Below are 19,400 nucleotides of genomic sequence, written 5' to 3' on the forward strand. Positions count from 1 at the left end.
TCCAATCGAAACATCGGCCTATCGACATATCGGCAATGTCCGCTCGGTAAAGTTCTTTCGGCCCGCCGCCACCCTGGGAGGGATGACACGGGAACGGATGATGACGCACGTCGCGTATGCCGCGCGATAGTTCGGGACGCGACCGGAGCATTCTGCGCAGAGGTTTTCCGAATGAGAGGGCGGGTGCGATCGAAGGAGACATCGATGCCTATTCCTCTCATCATGGATACGCCTCTCGCCCGCCGCTCATTTCTCTCGGGCACCGGGGCACTCGCAGCCGGTTTCATCTGCAAGCCGGCCATCGGCGCCCCGCAAGTGACCGTCAATAGCGTACAGGATTTTCCCATCGATTCCGTCTCATCCCTGAAGCCGGAGGAAGCAGCAAAGCTGCTCGCGGCCTGCGCCAAAGCAACAGATAATCGAGCCGCCTTCCAGTCCGCTTTCACCGAAGCGCAGAAAGTCAGAGGCACCACCATCGTTGTACCGCCGGGCGTCCATTACATCCGCGCTGGCGCGATACCCGCCCAGACTTTGCTCGCCTTCAAAGGCATGGTCCTCCAGCTCACAAAAGGCGCGACGCTTGTCTTCGACGGATGGGGTTGTCCGCTCTTCGCCGCAATCAACACGCGCGAAGTGACGATCGAGGGGGAAGGAACGATCGTCTATGCCGGAACCTATTTCGACTGGCATCGCGCCAACACACAGCCGCAGAACGGCTCGGCCTACAAATTCGGCTATGGAGCGATCCTCAATTATTATGAATGGTGCGCCGCGATTGCCTGCTGCGGCACGGATACGGTGCGTATTTCCGATATCAGCATACGCGGCCTCAATTACTGGAACGAACTCTCCTACGGCATTTTCCTGCAGGGGCAAGCCGATCTCGTCTCGCGATCGCATGATATCTGGGTCACCAATGTCAATTTCGACGATTTCTCACAAGGCATCGGCACACGCGGTATCGAGGCGAAGATCACTGGCTGCACTTTTGGCAGGGCCGGCAATGCCAGCAGCCACCCCTCCTACAAAATCGGCGATACACTCGTTCGCGCGGGACCGGGACCAGGCCATGCTCTATATCAGGGGCCGCTTTCGAATAATTATTTTCCCTCCAGCCTGACGATTCACGGACTCGTCGACAAGGCCATCGTCAACCCGACCTATGATGTCTATGGCACCACCTGGGGCGGCCCTTCCGGACATACATTCTCGCTCAAAGGGCTCTTCAGCTCGACGCTCAACGGTTGCACTTCGGCTCGGCAGATCGGCCTTCTCAATTTCTGCGCGCTCGACAATGTCACGATGATCAGTAATACTTGGACCAATGATACCGGGCTCAATAATTTTGGTTATGGCGTCGTCATGGCTGTCAATGCCGACAATGCGGTCAATCGCAACGTCACCTTCAAGAACCTCAAGCTCCTGAGTACGGCGGATAATGACATCACCCTGCTCCAGCTCGGACAATTGTCGAGTGCCGAGAAAAATGTGAACATGGTGGTCGATGGTCTCTATGCGCGCAGAAGCTGCTATCCCCTAGATGGCGCACCCTGGGTCAATTATGTCGGCAAGGGCGGCAGTTTCACCGCCATCTATGACCAGACCGGCACGGCAAACAAGCCCAATGTCGCACTCCGCACCCAGGATACGAGCGATAATAGCTTCACCCTGAAGGCGACGGGCGGCAACAGCAAGATCCGCATCCTCAATCCCGATTACGGGACAAACAATCTATTCCAATGCGGATCAGGCTCGACCTATCTCAGCGACTACAAGCCCATGGGCCTCGCCAAGGGCAATCAATTCAAATAATGCGGCGTCGAGACGTCGAGGCCTTGTGGCACAGCGAACTTCCCATGTTTCCGAGCGGATCCATGAAAATACTCTCTTGTGAAAATGCCAGCGCGCGTCAAGCCTCTGGCAATCCCTCCGTGGCCCGGTCGAAGAACCGGTTGGGGGGACGCCGCAGGCCGAGATTCTCGCGGAGGGTCTTGCCTTCATAAGCACGGCGGAACAGGCCGCGCCGTTGAAGCTCGGGAACGACGAGATTGACGAAATCATCGAGACCGTCGGGCACGGAAGAGAACATGACATTGAACCCATCGGCGGCTTCCGTATGCAGCCATTCCTCCATCTCATCGGCAATCGTCTCCGGCGTGCCGACGAAGCCCAGACCGGAATAGCCGCCGACACGCTGCGCCAATTGCCGGACCGTCAGTTTTTCACTCGCGGCGAGCTCTATGAGACGCTCCCGCGCGCTTTTGCTGGCATTGGTCTCGGGGATTTCAGGCAGCTGCCCATCCGGATCGAAACGGCTCATATCCGTGCCGAGGGCGACCGAAAGAGAGGCGATCGCGCTATCGTAATGAACAAGGCTGTCGAGCTTCGCGCGTTTGGCACGCGCATCCTCGATCGTTTCCCCGATGACGACGAAAGCGCCTGGCAAGACCTTGAGATCATCACGATCACGCCCGAGCTTGTCCATCCGGCTCTTCACATCGGCATAGAAGGCACGCGCGCCCGCAATATTGCCGCCAGCCGCGAAGATCATTTCGGCGGTCTCGGCGGCAAGCTGCCGCCCGGCATCCGAGGCACCCGCCTGGACGATGACAGGCCAACCCTGGATCGGCCGGGCGATATTGAGCGGCCCTCGAACATTCAGAAACTCGCCCTGGTGATCCAGCACATGCATTTTGTCCGGATCGAAATAGATGCCTGATTGAACATCCCGAATGAAGGCATCATCAGCAAAACTGTCCCAAAGCCCGGTTACGACATCGAAGAACTCGCGGGCGCGACGGTAGCGCGTCGCATGTTCGAGATGATCATCATAACCGAAATTATGCGCCTCCGCCGGATTGCCCGATGTCACAATGTTCCAGCCTGCGCGGCCACCACTGATATGATCGAGCGAAGCGAATTTCCGCGCAATATGATAAGGCTCATTGTAAGTCGTCGAAGCCGTGGCGATGAGCCCGATATGCTGTGTGACAACGGCAAGTGCCGGTAGCAGAGTCAATGGATCGAAAGAGGTGACAGTGGCACTGCGCTTCAAAGCCTCGATCGGCATATTGAGCACGGCAAGATGATCCGCCATGAAGAATGCGTCGAAACAACCGCGTTCCAATGTCTGCGCAAAACGTTTCAGATGTTCGAAATTGAAATTGGCGTCAGGATAGGCGCCGGGGTAACGCCACCAGGCAGTATGAATGCTGATCGGGCGCATGAAAGCGCCAAGATGCAGACGGCGCTCACCAGCCATAATGCCCCCTTCGTTTCCCTATTTCGTCTTCGGTCCGGCCGCGGCTCCCAAATCCATCATCGCCATTATCCCTGTTGGAAAGCGCGCTTCCAGGGCAAGACCACCCGAACCCTATCCCCATTATTCCGGTAGAAAAAATCAATTAAGTGCGAAAGGTCTGCGATCGTGGAGAGCCGCGACCAATTCCATCCGGTTCGCGTCCAATTCGCGGCAACGCCATTTTGTTTTAAGAACGGTTTCTATCGTCCCAGAAGTCGGGCCAGGTTTGCGCCAGCCTGCCGCCGAGACGCACCGGCGCGACACGCGTCGCAAGTCCCTGCCCATCGGTTTCCACCGCGACACCGCATAAAGTGGCCTGGCCGCCCGCGGGCTCCATGCGCGATCCCGGTAATTTGGTGACGAAACGGCGCATCGGTTCGGCCTTGTCCATGCCGATGACGGAATCGTAATCGCCGGTCATGCCGGCATCCGTCATATAGGCGGTGCCATGCGGCAGAATCTGGTGATCGGCGGTGGGTACATGCGTGTGGCTACCAACCACGAGAGAGACACGGCCATCGACAACATGGGCGAAAGCCTGTTTCTCGCTTGACGCCTCGGCATGGAAATCGACGACGATCGCGTCGCAGGCGGCCCCCAGCGGACAGACGGAAAGTTCGCGTTCGACCGCCGCGAAAGGATCGTCGAGCGCATCCATGAAGATCCGGCCGAGCACATTGATGACGAGAACTCTCTCGCCCTTTTGCGTCTCGACGAGCGCGGCGCCACCACCAGGCGTTCCCGAAGGATAATTGAGGGGCCGGATGAGACGCGGCTGCCGGGTGATGAACACCAGAGCCTCGCGCTGGTCGAATGCATGATTGCCGAGGGTGATGCAATCAGCGCCCGCATCGAGGAAATCGGTGCAGATCGATTCCGTAATGCCAAACCCTCCAGCGGCATTTTCGCCATTGATGATGATACAATCGAGCGACCAGGCGGATTTCAGCCGCGGCAGATCCTGCAGGATGGCGGCCCGGCCAGCCCGGCCGATGACATCGCCGATGAAAAGAAGACGCATGAAAATTCCTGACGTGTCGGCCAGCGGCCGCCGTGATGATGGTCGTTCCCAGGCCGGAGGCAAAGCCGGGAGTTCGGGCGCTCGCTGTTCCTGATCGAGCCTTCCGGAAACATCCGAAAGGCTCATGAGTCAACCGGAGGCGGAGAGGGATGCACAGGGAGTCACCCCCTCCTCGGTCAGAAGATAATCCAGCTTCTGATCATGCGCCTCGGCGGGCACACGGTCCAGAATCTGGCAGGAAAAGCAGACGCCGACCGCGATGACCCGCTGGCTTTCCCTGAAACTTGCCAGCGTCAGATCATAATAGCCAGCGCCATAGCCGATCCGGTTTCCCTCACGGTCGGCGGCAGCGAGCGGCACGAAGAGAAGGCCCGGTTCAACGACAGCCGCCGTTACCGGCGGCTCCGCGATACCCATCCGGCCTTTGACGAGAATGTCTCCAGGCCGCCAGCGGCGGAAGGTCAAAGGCGTGCCGCGCGGACCCGTCACCGGTAGAGCCACCGAAAAGCCCGCATCATCGAGCGCGCATAAGAGGGGCATGGTCGCGGCCTCGGCGCCGATCGCCCAATAGGCGCCGACAAGATCCACTTCATGGGACGCAGGGAGAGGTGATTCGGCGAAATGCGATTTGGCGAAGGCCAGGCCGGTTTCCGCAAGGAAGGGGGCAAAGGCCGCCACGGCCTCAGCGGACAGGGAAGCGCGGCGGGCGAGCGCCTGAGCCCGCAAATCCGCCTTGCTGGCGGAAAGAATCATTGAGGTCCGCGCTTGTGCAGATTGATTAGAGAAACGGGCCGCGATGGCCGTGGGACATCGATCCCGGGAACCTACAAAGTAGGTGGGCGCCGTTTATCCTGGCCCACGGGCCAAGTCAGGGACAGCTCCCTTAGAGATCGATAAGGCCCCGGGGAAACAGATCCACACGCACCCCGCAGCGCCGCAGACCCAATTTAGGCGAGACGCCGGGAAAATGCCAGTTCTTCACGCGCTCGCCGGCAGGATTTTGTGGCGATGAGATTTCCCGGACGTTCATTCCCGCCCATCCCAACCATGAGCATTGATCACGAGTTGGATGTATCGAGCGAGGCTCCCGCCTCCTCGGGGGGAGATTTTTCGGCAGGATCCGTCTCCGCCGATCCCGCCGCGGCTCCATGGGAAACCTGAGGGATGGCTGCGAGCGCGGGACGATCCGAAACCGGGCGCTCGGACGCATTGAGCCGCGTCGTCACCCGTTCGATTCGATCAGCGATCCCGTTGAGCGAACGGGCCAGATGATCACACCATTCCGCTTCGCCACGGGTCTGCGCCGCCATACGGGCTGCCGCCGCGGCACGCTCCGCCTCAATATCCGCGAGCTTGCTCTGGGCTTCCAGCAATTCATCGGCAAGCGTGATCGCCGCCATGACGGTCAGGCGCTGATCGCCGATTTCGCCGAAGATCCCCTTCAACTGGTCAATCTTGTCATCGACCTGACGGGCAAGGCCACGCAGATGGGTTTCCTCCCCATCGCCGCAGGCGATGCGATAGACCCGGCCCGCGATCGTTACAGCCACTTGCGCCATAAGGCCCTAACCCCTGAACTCGGACGCCAGGCAAGAAACCCTGCGTACCCCTCGAAATGAATCGCCATCGAAACGTTTGGCTTTCGCACCGATCCACTGAAAAATGAGCGCATTTTCAAGTCTTTTGAGCCGCGCGGCGATTCTCTTCATACCCAAAATGCTTTTCGAACGAATGATCGGATTGGCTGAAAAGTGCTTCCATCCAAATTTCCCGGCACAATGTCCCGGCAAATGTCGGGACGCCATCGATTCTTTTGGCGATTATTTTGGAAAAGCCGATCAATCGTGATGTTGGCCCCGCGTGGCCGCCGGATCGGCAGCAGGAGCGGGGATGTCATCGTCATGACGCCGGTGCGTTTCATCCTCACCATCGGATTGCGGGCGCTCCCCATCACCGGCCACAAAAGGCCCGTCGGCCTCCGGTTCCATTCCGGATTCCGTGCGGGTCAGGATCAGCTGCAGAGAATCGCCGACGCTCTGCAACCGCGCCGAAACTTCCGCCTGCGCCTCGGCCAAAGCCTCGTTGCGGGCGAGGGCGGCATCGAGTTCGAGCGCGAGACGCGAGCGGTCTTCCTGCAGGAGACGCAATTCCGCCGCGGCATCGCTGCGCATCTGGTCCTGCCGCAGCCGTCTTTCGCTGGCGGCTTCGAGCCTGTCCAGCATGGCCTCGATCCGCTTCAGGCTTCCCGCCAGTTCATCCGATATGGGCATGGCGTCGATCAATCCTTTTGTCTCCGTGAGCATCGCCGACCGGGGAGCGTATTTCAACCGTTTCGAACTTCAGCGCGCTGGTTTGATTTGGAATCCGTATCAGGCCGGGCACAAGCTTGCCTGATGCGGGTCTCTCCGGATGCGGCCGCCAGGCATGTTCGCCTGGGCTCGGCGGCATTCGTCTGGTCAGCGTGACACAAGTTTCTCCGGCGCATCTCCCGAACAGACTTCACCGCAAGGCTTGCCGTCATTGTAAAGGAGGGTTGGGGCGAGATCGCGGCTGCCCTGCCAGATCACTTTCCGAGTCACTTTACGAGTCACTTGCCGGATCATGTGCAGAGTCTGATCCATGCGTCATGGTGACGCAGTAAAATGTGATTTCAAGGATTGGCGGATTTAAAATCCAGTCATTTTGCCGCACGTATCTTGGGCTCAACCGCCACCGCACCAGCCGCAACCTCTTTCTGGACTGGACCGATGCGTCTACATAGGACAAAGTACCGTTTCCGATCGTGATCGGAGAGCCTTACAGCAAGAGCCCGCGACGGCCAGAGCCTCTTGCCGATCGGGTCGTCCCTTGGCTGCCCCATGCCGGCACCAGATCCCGCCACGAGCGCTCGGCCAGACAATGTGCCCACAGCCCCTCTGTCGCAGCCTGCCGACGGAACGGTTCTGTATACGCTCTAGTTTTCGCCGCTTTTGCGGGTATAAGAGCATTATAGAGGTCTATTTTTCCACCTGCCGCAAAAACTTTTCGATATTGAATCTGGTTTCATGTGCGTGAAATCGGAAACCACTACGATCTTTCGGGCTGTTTCTGGAATATTCATCAATCCGATACATTCACACCCATAATTCACACATGTTGAATTATGGGGATACTTGACGAAATGCCTATTGACGCGCCATAAACTGCGAAATTCGCGGCGCAATGCCAATGAAATGGCGCGTTACAGACGAATTGGATCTGGAGAGGAGCTTAACGGATGGCGGTGAAAGTCGCGATCAACGGGTTTGGTCGCATCGGGCGTAATGTGTTGCGGGCCATCGCCGAATCCGGCCGCAAGGATATCGAAGTCGTCGCGATCAACGATCTTGGTCCGGTCGAGACCAATGCGCATCTCCTGCGTTACGATTCCGTCCACGGCCGGTTCCCCGGCGAGGTCAAGGTCGACGGCGATACGATCGACATCGGCACCGGCCCGATCAAGGTCACGGCGGTGCGCGACCCCCACGAATTGCCGCATGCCGCGCTCGGCATCGACATTGCCCTTGAATGCACCGGCATCTTCACCGCCCGCGACAAGGCGGCCGCCCATCTCAAGGCCGGTGCCAAACGGGTGCTCGTCTCCGCGCCGGCGGACAATGCCGATCTCACCGTGGTCTTCGGCGTCAATCACCAGAAGCTGACCAGGGATCATCTCGTCGTCTCCAATGCTTCCTGCACCACCAATTGCCTCTCGCCGGTGGCCAAGGTGCTGAATGATGCAGTCGGCATCGAGCATGGCTTCATGACGACGATTCATTCCTATACAGGCGATCAGCCGACGCTCGACACGATGCATCGTGATCTTTATCGCGGCCGCGCCGCCGCGCTGTCGATGATTCCGACGACGACCGGCGCTGCCAAGGCCGTCGGCCTCGTCCTGCCGGAACTCAACGGCAAGCTCGCCGGTTCATCCATCCGCGTCCCCACGCCGAATGTCTCGGTCGTCGATTTCAAATTCGTCGCCTCACGCAAGACGAATGCCGAGGAAATCAACGAGGCCATCCGGCAGGCCGCGAACGGCCCCTTGAAGGGCATTCTGGGCTTCACCGATGCTCCGAATGTCTCGATCGATTTCAACCATGATCCGCATTCGTCCATTTTCCATATGGACCAGACCAAGGTCATGGAAGGCACCTTCGTGCGCGTCGTGTCCTGGTACGATAACGAATGGGGCTTTTCCAACCGCATGAGTGATACCGCAGTCGCAATGGGGGAGCTTCTATGACACGAACAGGACCGTCCTCACCGTTTCCAACCCTTGATGACGTGGCCGTGGCCGGAAAGCGCGTGCTCGTCCGCGTCGACCTCAACGTCCCGATGGAAAATGGCGTCATTACCGACGCGACGCGCATCGACCGTATCCTTCCCAACATCCGGGAAATCTCGCAGAAGGGCGGCAAGGTCATCCTTCTGTCCCATCTCGGACGGCCGAAGAACGGGCCGGAGGCAAAGACTTCGCTGAAGCCCGTCGCCGTCGCGCTCGAACATCATCTCGGCCATTACGTCTCCTTCGCCTCCGATTGCGTCGGCGATGTCGCGAAAAGCGCTGTCGCCGAAATGAAGGACGGCGACATTCTCCTGCTCGAAAACACTCGCTTCCATAAGGAAGAGGAGAAGAACGACAAGGCTTTCGTCGACGCGCTCGCCGAATTGGGCGATATTTATGTCAACGACGCCTTCTCGACGGCGCATCGCGCCCATGCGACGACGGAAGGCCTTGCCCATAAATTGCCCGCCTATGCCGGTCGCACCATGCAGCTCGAACTCGAGATGCTGACCAGCATGCTGGCGCATCCGCAGCGGCCGCTCGCGGCGATCGTCGGCGGCGCCAAGGTTTCGACCAAGCTCGAACTGCTCGGCAATCTCATGCGCCGCGTCGAATATCTGTTCATCGGCGGCGGCATGGCCAATACCTTCCTTGCGGCAAGCGGCAAGCCGATCGGCAAATCGCTCTGCGAGATGGATCTCGCCGATGTGGCGCGCAGAATCATGGCCGATGCGGAAGCCGCCAATTGCCAGCTGGTTTTGCCGGTCGACGCGATTGTCGCGCCCAAGCTCGAAGCCAATATTCCGACCCGCGCCATCGATATTGATGAAATCAGCGAGAATGAGATGATTCTCGATATCGGGCCGCGCTCGATCTCGAAAATCGTCACTTTGCTCGGTTCGGCGCGCACGCTTGTCTGGAACGGTCCGGTCGGCGCTTTCGAGGTCCCCCCCTTCCATGTCGGCACGGTGGCGATCGCCAAGGTTGCAGCGCAGCTCACCAAGGTCTCGGCGTTGGAAACAATCGCCGGCGGCGGCGACACGATCGCTGCCCTGAATCAGGCCGGCGCCTATGATGATTTCACTTATGTCTCGACCGCCGGTGGCGCCTTCCTCGAATGGCTCGAAGGCAAGCTCCTGCCGGGCGTCGAAGCCTTGCGCGGCACGGCCGAGCTCACTGTCTGATCGCGGCTGCCCGGCTCCTGCCCGGAGCTGAGGCAACGACAGCCGACGGAGCGGTGCGGTTTCCGGAACGCTCCTCGAAACCAAGCGCCTCCACCATCAAACCGAAAAGCGGACATCCCTTTTCGGTTTGATGCGTTTACAAATCCAAAGGACAAATCCAAGAGCATCGCTCGCGAATCCGATGGATCGAGCGATGCTCTTGAGCCTCTCCGATACGTCCAGAAATGCTCCCCTCAAGACCAGAGCATTTTGCGAACCGAAACGGCTCCAGCGCCGGAGAATCGGTTCTGTCCCGCCGCATTTCCACCATCAACATGCGTGAAACGACAGACACGGCAGAAATTCTGGTCGCGGGCATCGCCATGCAATCAGTCGCTGAAGATCGGATTCGCAGTGCATTTTGGATGGCGGCACGAGGCTCCACTTGAAAGCGAAAGTATTTTCAATTGTTTCGACGCGAAAATGCTCCGGTTTTACAAGCTTCCGGCGGATCTTCCCCAAAATATCGCGTCACGCATTCGTATCAGAATCATGCATTGTTGATATATCGCCCTATACTAGGGCTTGGCCGGGCCATATCTTCAGTTCTGCTTGCGGAACCTGAAAGGGCGCCGTACGTCCATGTCATGACGGGATCAATCATTAGAGAGGGTTGAGAATGAACAAGGATCAATTGGCGCAAGTCGCCATCGCCATGACCGCAAACGGCAAGGGACTCCTCGCCGCCGACGAAAGCAGCAGCACGATCAAGAAGCGTTTCGATGCGATCGGCGTCGAATCCACTCCCGACACCCGTCGCGATTACCGGGAATTCATGTTCCGCACCGAAGAAGCGATGCGCGATTATATTTCCGGCGTCATCCTCTATGACGAGACGATCCGCCAGACCGCCAAGGACGGCACGCCGCTCGTCAAGCTGATCGAAGCCGCGGGCTCCATTCCAGGCATCAAGGTCGATGCCGGCGCCAAGCCGCTCCCCAATTTCCCCGGCGAAACTATTACCGAAGGGCTCGACGGCCTCGCTGGCCGCCTGAAGGAATATTATGATCTCGGCGCGCGTTTCGCCAAATGGCGCGCCGTCATTGATATCGCTTCCGGCATCCCGACCTATGGCGCGATCCGCGCCAATGCCGCCGCGCTCGCCCGCTATGCGGCGCTCTGCCAGGAAGCCAATATTGTGCCGATCGTCGAGCCGGAAGTTCTGATGGACGGCGACCATTCGATCGAGCGCTGCTATGAAGTCACCGAATGGGTGCTGAAGACCGTCTATGAAGAGCTTTTCCTTGCCCGCGTCTTCCTTGAAGGCACGGTCTTGAAGCCCAATATGGTCGTTCCCGGCAAGAAGGCCGCCAAACAGGCGAGCCCCGAGCAGGTGGCCGAAGAGACCCTGCGGCTGTTCCGCAACACGGTGCCGCTGGCGGTGCCTGGCATTGCCTTCCTCTCCGGCGGCCAGTCGGATGTCGAGGCGAGCGCCAATCTCGACGCCATCAACCGCCTCGGCCCGACGCCCTGGGCCATCACCTTCTCCTACGGACGCGCCCTGCAGGCAGCGCCGCAGAAGGCCTGGAGCGGCAAGCCCGAAAACGAGCCGGCCGGACAAAAAGCCTTCACCCACCGCGCCCGCATGAATTATCTCGCCGCGCTCGGCCAATGGTCCGATACACAGGAGAAGGCGGCAGCGTAATAGCAGAGAGCCGCCGCCCTGCTCTCGCAGGGTCAAAGAGCGATCAGTCAGACTCTTCGCTCTTTGCTCAGCTTTCTATTTGTCCCGATGTTTTGTGAGCCCCACGATGGATCCCCTCCGCCGTGGGGCTTTCTTTTCAACCCAAATCCCCTTGATCCTAACCTGTCGAGATCCATGAGATCCGGCGGGGAGCCAAGCTTCAACGCAATAAGTCGTGCTCATCGAGACCTCGTTTCAGAACCACGTTCCGCAGCGATTGATAGATTCCGCAACTTTTATTGAATGCTGTGATCGCGATGAGCATATTCTCGGCGAAAATATCCGCCATAAGGATCAGCCCTCCATCTACCGCAAAGGCACGACCCTTTCCGCGTTCCTGCCACGCTGTTGAAACAGCTCCGAATCGATCGATCGCATCCCATGTCCGAAGCCGCTCCGCGCCTTTATCTGTTCACCCCGCCGATCGAAGACGCGGCCGCCTTCGCCCCGCGCCTCGAAGCCGCTCTCGATGCCGGTGACATCGCCTGCGTCCTGTTGCACATTGCCGAGACGGCAAAGGGCGATGCCAAGACTATTGTGCGCGCGCTGACACCGCTGGTGCAGAAACGGGATATCGCCTGCCTCGTCTGCGACGATAGCCAGCTCGCGGCGCGCGCAGATACCGATGGCGTCCATGTGGAATGCCCCGAAGGAACGGAGCAGGAAATCGAGATCCTGAACGCGGCTCTCACCGCCATGCAGCCGCGCCGCATCGTCGGCGCCGGCGGCATCCACGACCGCGATACGGCCATGCGCATCGGCGAGGCGGGTGTGGATTATCTTCTGTTCGGATCTCCCGACGTCGAGGAACCGCTAGAAGATCTTCTGGAAAAGATCGGCTGGTGGTCCGAGATTTTCCAGGTCCCTTGTGTCGGCCAAGCACATCGGCTCGAAGCCGTGCCGGCGCTCGCCAAGGCGGGCGCCGATTTCATCGCGCTCGGCCGCTGCGTCTGGGAAGATCCGCGCGGTCCCGCCGCCGCCATTGCCGGGGCTACGGAACAATGCCGATTGGTGGCGGCTTCTTGATGAAGGATGTCGAAGGCCAGGGACGAGGCGAGCGAGGGAGCGAAGGACGGGGCGAAGGAGGAGGAATGAGGAAAATCCTGCTGTTTCCGGTGCTCGTTCTCTGCATCGCGATGCAATCGGTAACGGCACCCGGCGATGCGAAAGGCCACAAGCGGCACGCAAACACCAACAGTCCTGCATCGGAATCCCAGACTGAAGCGCAGCCCGTTCCAAAGGCGTTTCCTCAGGCCGGACCGTCCGGTGCGTCGATCCCCGACCCTTTCGCGCAATCGGTCGCAATGCCCACGGCTTTGGAGCCGGCGCGCGCCAAACCACGGGACACCCTTCTGACATCGCCGATCGACATGCCCGACCGGCCGGATACGGGAGAGGCACCTCCAAATGCCGACCGCGCCTTCGGCGCCTATCAGCGCGGCCATTACACGACCGCCCTGCGCGAGGCGATGAAACGCATCGATGCCAATCCGAACGACGGTGTGGCAATGACCCTGATGGGCGAACTCTATACGCAGGGACTCGGTGTGCGGCGCGATGCCGTGGAGGCAGCGCGCTGGTACAAGCTCGCCGCCGACCATGGCGACCGCCAGGGCATTTTCGCTCTCGCCTCCGCAAAGATGCGCGGCGCGGGCATGGCTGAGGATCGGCCTGGCGCCAAAGCCCTCTTCACCAAGGCGGCAGCCATGGGCCATGCGGGCGCGCTCTACAATCTCGGCATTATGGCGATCGAGCATAATGGCGTGGCGTCCGATTTCGCAACGGCGGCAAAGGATTTCGAACAGGCCGCGCAGCTTGGCGACGCGCCGGCTGCCTACGCGCTCGGCCTGCTCTACCGTCACGGCAATGGTGTCGAAAAGGATGAGACCCGCGCCGCTTATTGGATCCGGCAGTCGGCCGATAACGGCAATATCGAGGGGCAGGTCGAATATGCCATTATGCTGTTCAACGGCATCGGCGTCGACAAGGATGAAGCCGCAGCGGCACGCTATTTCCTGAAAGCGGCGGTGCAGAACAATGCGGTGGCGCAGAACCGGCTCGCGCGCCTGCTCGTGGCCGGACGCGGCGTCGCCAAAAATCCCGTCGAAGCGATGAAATGGCATCTGCTCGCCCGCACCACCGGCCGCAAGGATCCCTGGCTCGACGCCGAGCTCAACAAATTGACCAAGGATCAGCGCAAGGCGGTCGAGGCGGCGCTGCATCAATATGTCAGCCTCAGCCATTGACACAGCACCGTCAAGCGGGGCGCCCCTAGAGCATTTCGGATAGATCCAGAAATACTCTAAATTTTCTAAGTGGAGCGTGTCTGGATCTATCCGAAACGCTCTAGCCGCCGGAGAGCCGCTTCCGGTTCGCGCGCACCTTGCGACGATAATGGTTCGCCGTTTTTTTGGCCACATCCTGCGGCGTCGAGCCAAGCCCGCCGGAGAGGGCGCGCACGGCGAGATTGCTATTGGCCTTGATCTTTTCCGCCACCATTCTTTTGGCTTCGGCCTTCGCCACCTTGCCACCGGCGGCCAATTTCATCATGCGCAAGGTGATTACTTGTGCCGTCTCCATGCCGAGCATCCAGCCCGCCATTCCGACTTCAATCCAGGATTTGCTGTTCATGACGCGTTTCTTGGAGCTTCTCATAAAACACTCCCGCGACAATTGCCCGATGAACAGGATCATCCCTGAAGATCACGGTGGCCGTCAATAGGCGAAGAATTGCCGGGCCCCTCGAGCATGGCCAGCGCGTCATCCTCCTTGAGCATCGTGCCGGTGGCGCCGATCCCGAAAGCCAGAGCCGTCATCGCCACGATACGCCGCGCCGCCTCCGCGAGCGGCAGACCTTCCGGACCGATGTTCGAGACGCAATTGCGTTCAGCATCCCAGGTCACGCCGGGCTTGGGCGCGAAAGTGATATAGGCGCCCAACGATTGCGTCGAGGAAAGGCCCGGCCGTTCGCCGATCAGCACGATGACGAGGTGGGCACCAAGGCGCGCGGCGATCTCGTCACCGAGCGCGACTCGGGCGCCACAGGCAATGACCGGAGGCGCACACCGAAACGACAGGCTTTTTCCGATCAACGCGCAAAGCGCCGCGCCCTGCTTTTGCGCGGCAGTGGCAGAAAGCCCGTCGGCCAGAACCAGGCTGACGTCATAATCCCCCTTTTCAAGCTTGGCTGAAGAGGATTCCTCCAGTCTGCGGCCGAGATCGGGCCGCTGCAGGAAGGTGGCGCGATCTGGCGCAAGGCTTTGCACAATGATTGGCACAGGAAGCCCCGTTGCGACGAGCTCGGCGGACAAAACCGGGACATCGAGCGCGGCGTGAACCGCATCGCGGGCGCGGGCATGATCGCGCTGAAATTCCAAAAGGCGCGTGGTCGGCAAGCCATCGCCGCAGCGCCCGAGCGCCACGCGCGCTTTGGTTTTCGCGCGCAGAAAGGCGAAAGGATCGTCATCAGGCGGTGCGCTGGTCATGGCAATGCCGCCAACAGCTTCTGTGTCTCTCCCGTCACCGGACGGATACGCGCCGCCGCATCCATAATGCCCATGGCGGTGAGCCAGTCCTCGAATTCTGGCGCCGGTTTCAGACCGAGCACAGAGCGTATGTAAAGCGCGTCATGATAAGAGGTCGATTGATAGCCGAGCATGATATCGTCGGCGCCCGGAACGCCCATGATGTATGTGCAGCCGGCGACACCAAGCAGGGTCAGGAGGTTGTCCATATCATCCTGATCCGCCTCGGCATGATTGGTGTAGCAGACATCGACGCCCATCGGCAGGCCAAGCAACTTGCCGCAGAAATGATCCTCGAGCCCGGCGCGGATGATCTCCTTGCCATCATAGAGATATTCGGGACCGATGAAGCCCACTACCGTATTGACGAGAAGCGGGTGATAGCGCCGCGCCACTGCATAGGCGCGCGCCTCCATCGTCTGCTGATCGACGCCATGATGCGCCTCGGCGGAAAGCGCCGCACCCTGGCCGGTCTCGAAATACATCAGATTGGCGCCGTCGGGTCCCCGGCCAAGGTTTTGCACCGCCGCATGGGCTTCATCGAGCAAAGCGAGATCGACACCGAAGGCGCGGTTCGCTGCCTCCGATCCAGCAATCGATTGAAACACGAGATCGACAGGCGCACCTTTGGCAATGACATCCAATGTGGTCGTCACATGCGAAAGCACGCAGGATTGTATGGGAATGGAGAAACGCAGCCGCAAATCCTCGATAGACTGCAACAGAGCCATGACGCGCGCCGCGCTATCAGTCGCCGGATTGATGCCGATGCAGGCATCACCGCAGCCATACAGCAACCCGTCGAGAATGGAGGCGCCGATGCCGCCAAGATCATCGGTTGGATGATTGGGCTGCAGCCGCACCGAGAGCCGTCCGGGCAGGCCGATGGTGGTGCGAAAACGGGTGACAACGGAAATTTTCTTGGCGACCGCAATCAGATCCTGATTGCGCATGAGTTTGGAGACCGCCGCCGCCATTTCCGGCGTGAGCCCAGGCGCGAGATCGCGCAGGCTTTCCGTTGTCGCGGCATCCGACAGGAGATAATCGCGGAATGCGCCGACGCTCATCGAGGCGACGGGCGCGAAAGCCGCCGCGTCATGTGTATCCATGATAAGGCGCGTCACTTCATCCTGCTCATAGGGGATGAGCGGCTCTTCCAGAAAGATCTTCAGCGGCAGATCGGCCAGCGCCATGCGGGCAGCGACCCGCTCTTCAGCGGTCTCGGCCGCAAGCCCCGCGAGCCTGTCGCCCGCGCGGGGTGGCGAGGCGCAGGCAAGCAATGTGCGCAAATCGGGGAATGTGTAGCGCGTACCGGCAATGGTGCTGGAATAGGGCAAAAATGTCGCTCCCAAAACGCTGGCTTGCGACGCCTTCTCGTGAAAGAGAGGAATCCGGGCGCGGCTATCAGCGGCGCCCGGTTAGATCAAAACAATTCGACAATTCCGTTACACGTAGAGCTTGCCGCCCTTCTCCAGAAATTCGGCGCTCTTTTCGGCCATGCCTTTTTCGGCCTCCGCGGCCATGGCGGCGGCTTCCTCGCGCAGATCCTGGGTGATCTTCATCGAGCAGAATTGCGGGCCGCACATGGAACAGAAATGGGCGACCTTATGGGCGTCCTTGGGCAGGGTCTCATCGTGGAAATGCGCCGCCGTTTCCGGATCGAGGCCGAGATTGAACTGGTCCTGCCAGCGGAAATCGAACCGCGCGCGCGAGACCGCGTCATCGCGGATCTGCGCCGCCGGATGGCCCTTGGCGAGATCGCCCGCATGCGCCGCGATACGATAAGTGATGACGCCGGTCTTCACATCGTCGCGGTCCGGCAGGCCCAGATGCTCCTTCGGCGTGACATAGCAGAGCATGGCGCAACCGAACCAGCCGATCATCGCCGCACCAATGCCGGAGGTGATGTGATCATAGCCCGGTGCAATATCGGTCGTTAGCGGCCCAAGCGTGTAGAAAGGCGCCTCGTCGCATTCCTTGAGCTGCTTTTCCATATTGATCTTGATCTTGTGGATCGGCACATGGCCGGGGCCCTCGATCATCACCTGACAGCCCTTGCCCCAGGCCACTTTGGTGAGTTCGCCCAATGTTTCGAGCTCGGCGAATTGCGCCGCATCATTGGCATCGGCGATCGAACCCGGACGCAGGCCGTCGCCCAGCGAGAAGGAGACGTCATAGGCGCGCATGATGTCGCAGATTTCGTCGAATTTCTCGTAGAGGAAGCTCTCGCGGTGATGCGCGAGGCACCAGCGCGCCATGATGGACCCACCGCGCGAAACGATGCCGGTGGTGCGCCGCGCCGTCAGCGGCACATGAGCAAGCCGGACGCCCGCATGGATGGTGAAATAATCGACGCCCTGCTCGGCCTGTTCGATCAATGTGTCGCGGAACACTTCCCAGGTGAGCTTGATCGGATCGCCATCGACTTTTTCCAGCGCCTGATAGATCGGGACAGTGCCGATCGGCACCGGCGCATTGCGCAGGATCCAGTCGCGGATATTGTGGATGTTGCGGCCGGTCGACAGGTCCATCACCGTATCGGCGCCCCAGCGGATTGACCAGACCATTTTCTCGACTTCCTCGGCAACGGAGGACGTCACCGCCGAATTGCCGATATTGGCATTGACCTTGACGAGAAAATTACGGCCGATGACCATCGGCTCGAGTTCGGGATGGTTGATGTTGGCGGGAATGATAGCGCGCCCGCGCGCGATCTCATCACGCACGAATTCCGGCGTCACGAATTCCGGGATCGAGGCGCCGAAACTCTCGCCATCGGCAATGCGCGCCGCAGCCCCCTCGACGGCCTGCTCGCGGCCAAGATTTTCGCGCGCGGCGGCGAAAATCATTTCCTCGGTGATGATGCCGGCTCGCGCGAATTCATATTGGGTGACCATGGCGCCCGCGACGCCGCGCAGAGGGGCTGTATTGGCGGGGCAGGGCGGCACCAGACGGTCGGGGGACACCGAACCATTATCCTCCGGCTTCACCGCCCGGCCCTCATAGGCCTCATGACCCCCGCGTTTCCCCAGCCAGGCCGCGCGGGTGCGCGGCAGACCCTTGGCGAGATCGGGCGCGAAAGCGTCGTCCGTATAGGGGCCGGAAGCATCATAAACCCGGACTGGCGGCTCGCCCGAGGAAGGATCGAGCGCGATTTCGCGGAACGGCACGGACAGTTCGGGATGGTTTTGCGGATGATGATAAACCTTGCGTGATCCCGGCAGGGGACCGCAGGTCACCGTCTCGGGCACGAGACTGGAGCGTTTGTGCTGAATGTTCATGAGCCGGCTTCCTCCGCTTGACGTTTCACGTGCTCTGATCTTCCAAGGATGGGCTCGTTCCTCAGGCGGTCACCCGCATGGGGAACAAGGACTCCGGGTTCAGGCGCTGATGCAGAGGCGGACATGGGGACCGGACAACCGATCGCCGCATAAAGCCGGTCCCTGCGCTGGCATTACCCAGATTCAGGTTCAATGGGTATGATCTCAGCCGTCTCCTTCGAGAAGACAGCACCCCTTGGCCGTTAAACAAGGTAGCCCCGCGCCAAAGAAAGAGCAAGCGGGGCCAAAGGGAGGAGTTTCCAGCGTTTTGCAAGGAAGGACGCAGGCTGCCGCAGGGGCATGCCCTTGGCGATGAGGTTCCCGCTTCCAGATCAGGATTCATACCGAAGCGCGTAGCCTCTGATCAAAACGATCATTGATATTTATTTCTCATACATAACCCAAGACGACACCAATCGGGAACAGGACAACGCCAATAACGCGTACATACAAAATCGGCGAGCGAGGATGTCCACCCCTCAAGAAGCGGATAATTTTAATCAAATTTGAAACGAACCCGACAATGATTAATATGCCGATCACGGAAATCAAAACCGCCGAGAGAATGACAATGACAAAACTAATTTCATCGGCAGACATTTACATTCTCCTATCAATTAGTTTTTGTGCGGTTTTGAATTTAGGAAACTTCTGAATACAAACACCAATTAAAGCATGAATATTAGCGGCAACAACAATAAAACTGGCTACAAATATATCACGAATAGGAACACAAACTATTAAAGCATCATGTGTTTACTAAATATTCATTTTAACTACGTGTAAAAATAGAGACGTGCGACTATTCGGCATAAGAAATGACGCGCCGATCTGTTTAGTTTGATATGTGATTCGCGTTTTTAATTGACACTTCTACATGGGGAGCGACCTGCGAGCCCATTGTCAAGTCCGCCAACATGACGTTCGATACATACACCCGCAGGGGGAGCGACCTCCTCTTTGGGCGAGACGAGTTTAAGCGGCATTGTTTCGATCCACGCTCCCGCACGGGGAGCGACCG

The 19,400-nt window shown here is 59.5% G+C and carries 19 protein-coding genes and 1 riboswitch; of the genes, 7 read left to right on the plus strand and 12 right to left on the minus strand.

What is annotated here, in order from left to right; all coding sequences use genetic code 11:
- Window positions 1-204: 204 nt before the first annotated feature.
- On the plus strand, window positions 205-1,812 hold the full coding sequence (locus DL88_RS18585; RefSeq protein ID WP_034999568.1) for a glycoside hydrolase family protein: 1,608 nt from the start codon (window positions 205-207) through the stop codon (window positions 1,810-1,812).
- Window positions 1,813-1,909: 97 nt separating this feature from the next.
- Here DL88_RS18585 and DL88_RS18590 read toward each other — a convergent pair whose 3' ends face one another.
- The 6 genes from DL88_RS18590 to DL88_RS20065 form a co-directional block, all read right to left on the minus strand.
- Window positions 1,910-3,262, minus strand: coding sequence for an LLM class flavin-dependent oxidoreductase (locus DL88_RS18590; protein ID WP_034999570.1), 1,353 nt, complete (start codon window positions 3,260-3,262; stop codon window positions 1,910-1,912).
- A gap of 226 nt (window positions 3,263-3,488) precedes the next feature.
- The gene (locus DL88_RS18595) at window positions 3,489-4,322 is read right to left on the minus strand and encodes a TIGR00282 family metallophosphoesterase (protein ID WP_034999776.1); all 834 of its coding nucleotides are present in this window, start codon (window positions 4,320-4,322) and stop codon (window positions 3,489-3,491) included.
- Window positions 4,323-4,451: 129 nt separating this feature from the next.
- Window positions 4,452-5,075, minus strand: a complete 624-nt coding sequence (locus tag DL88_RS18600) for a 5-formyltetrahydrofolate cyclo-ligase (protein ID WP_034999572.1) — start codon at window positions 5,073-5,075, stop codon at window positions 4,452-4,454.
- A gap of 130 nt (window positions 5,076-5,205) precedes the next feature.
- The gene (locus tag DL88_RS20515) at window positions 5,206-5,352 is read right to left on the minus strand and encodes a hypothetical protein (RefSeq protein WP_156971205.1); all 147 of its coding nucleotides are present in this window, start codon (window positions 5,350-5,352) and stop codon (window positions 5,206-5,208) included.
- Between the two features lie 28 nt (window positions 5,353-5,380).
- The gene (locus DL88_RS21030; protein ID WP_084705294.1) at window positions 5,381-5,881 is read right to left on the minus strand and encodes a cell division protein ZapA; all 501 of its coding nucleotides are present in this window, start codon (window positions 5,879-5,881) and stop codon (window positions 5,381-5,383) included.
- A 279-nt stretch (window positions 5,882-6,160) separates the two neighbouring features.
- Window positions 6,161-6,592 carry a DUF4164 domain-containing protein gene (locus DL88_RS20065; protein ID WP_084705295.1) on the minus strand — a complete coding sequence of 144 codons (432 nt, stop codon included), beginning with the start codon at window positions 6,590-6,592 and terminating at the stop codon, window positions 6,161-6,163.
- Here DL88_RS20065 and DL88_RS20990 point away from each other — a divergent pair.
- A complete protein-coding gene (locus tag DL88_RS20990; RefSeq protein WP_280949216.1) occupies window positions 6,591-6,716 on the plus strand; it encodes a hypothetical protein in 126 nt (41 codons plus the stop codon). The genes DL88_RS20065 and DL88_RS20990 overlap by 2 nt on opposite strands.
- A 62-nt stretch (window positions 6,717-6,778) precedes the next feature.
- Here DL88_RS20990 and DL88_RS20705 read toward each other — a convergent pair whose 3' ends face one another.
- Window positions 6,779-6,943 carry a hypothetical protein gene (locus tag DL88_RS20705; RefSeq protein ID WP_210165340.1) on the minus strand — a complete coding sequence of 55 codons (165 nt, stop codon included), beginning with the start codon at window positions 6,941-6,943 and terminating at the stop codon, window positions 6,779-6,781.
- 635 nt (window positions 6,944-7,578) lie between these two features.
- Between DL88_RS20705 and gap the strand changes: the two genes are divergently transcribed.
- The 5 genes from gap (at window position 7,579) to DL88_RS18645 (ending at window position 13,781) form a co-directional block, all read left to right on the plus strand.
- Window positions 7,579-8,586 carry a type I glyceraldehyde-3-phosphate dehydrogenase gene (gap, locus tag DL88_RS18620; protein ID WP_034999578.1) on the plus strand — a complete coding sequence of 336 codons (1,008 nt, stop codon included), beginning with the start codon at window positions 7,579-7,581 and terminating at the stop codon, window positions 8,584-8,586.
- The gene (locus DL88_RS18625; protein WP_034999580.1) at window positions 8,583-9,812 is read left to right on the plus strand and encodes a phosphoglycerate kinase; all 1,230 of its coding nucleotides are present in this window, start codon (window positions 8,583-8,585) and stop codon (window positions 9,810-9,812) included. Before gap ends, DL88_RS18625 begins: the two co-directional genes overlap by 4 nt.
- Before the next feature lie 658 nt (window positions 9,813-10,470).
- Window positions 10,471-11,496, plus strand: a complete 1,026-nt coding sequence (locus tag DL88_RS18635) for a class I fructose-bisphosphate aldolase (RefSeq protein WP_034999584.1) — start codon at window positions 10,471-10,473, stop codon at window positions 11,494-11,496.
- A gap of 420 nt (window positions 11,497-11,916) precedes the next feature.
- Window positions 11,917-12,561, plus strand: a complete 645-nt coding sequence (locus DL88_RS18640) for a thiamine phosphate synthase (RefSeq protein WP_034999588.1) — start codon at window positions 11,917-11,919, stop codon at window positions 12,559-12,561.
- A gap of 65 nt (window positions 12,562-12,626) precedes the next feature.
- Window positions 12,627-13,781 carry a tetratricopeptide repeat protein gene (locus tag DL88_RS18645; protein WP_084705303.1) on the plus strand — a complete coding sequence of 385 codons (1,155 nt, stop codon included), beginning with the start codon at window positions 12,627-12,629 and terminating at the stop codon, window positions 13,779-13,781.
- A gap of 100 nt (window positions 13,782-13,881) precedes the next feature.
- On the opposite strand, the gene DL88_RS18650 is transcribed toward DL88_RS18645, so the two are convergent.
- From DL88_RS18650 to DL88_RS18670, 5 genes are all read right to left on the minus strand, one after another.
- The gene (locus tag DL88_RS18650) at window positions 13,882-14,190 is read right to left on the minus strand and encodes a hypothetical protein (RefSeq protein ID WP_245270957.1); all 309 of its coding nucleotides are present in this window, start codon (window positions 14,188-14,190) and stop codon (window positions 13,882-13,884) included.
- Between the two features lie 35 nt (window positions 14,191-14,225).
- Complete coding sequence (eutC, locus tag DL88_RS18655) at window positions 14,226-15,020, minus strand: ethanolamine ammonia-lyase subunit EutC (protein ID WP_034999590.1); 795 nt, start codon at window positions 15,018-15,020, stop codon at window positions 14,226-14,228.
- A complete protein-coding gene (locus tag DL88_RS18660) occupies window positions 15,017-16,396 on the minus strand; it encodes an ethanolamine ammonia-lyase subunit EutB (protein ID WP_034999786.1) in 1,380 nt (459 codons plus the stop codon). The genes eutC and DL88_RS18660 overlap by 4 nt, the downstream gene beginning before the upstream one ends.
- 108 nt (window positions 16,397-16,504) lie before the next feature.
- Entirely contained in the window at window positions 16,505-18,340 is a 1,836-nt protein-coding gene (gene thiC / locus DL88_RS18665; protein WP_034999592.1) for a phosphomethylpyrimidine synthase ThiC, read from the minus strand.
- A 141-nt stretch (window positions 18,341-18,481) separates the two neighbouring features.
- A riboswitch (TPP riboswitch) is annotated at window positions 18,482-18,586 on the minus strand.
- 183 nt (window positions 18,587-18,769) lie between these two features.
- Window positions 18,770-18,979 (minus strand): hypothetical protein, encoded by a 210-nt coding sequence (locus DL88_RS18670; RefSeq protein WP_034999594.1) that lies wholly within the window; start codon window positions 18,977-18,979, stop codon window positions 18,770-18,772.
- Window positions 18,980-19,400 lie beyond the last annotated feature (421 nt).

Source organism: Beijerinckia mobilis (genome assembly GCF_000745425.1).
Lineage (GTDB): Bacteria > Pseudomonadota > Alphaproteobacteria > Rhizobiales > Beijerinckiaceae > Beijerinckia > Beijerinckia mobilis.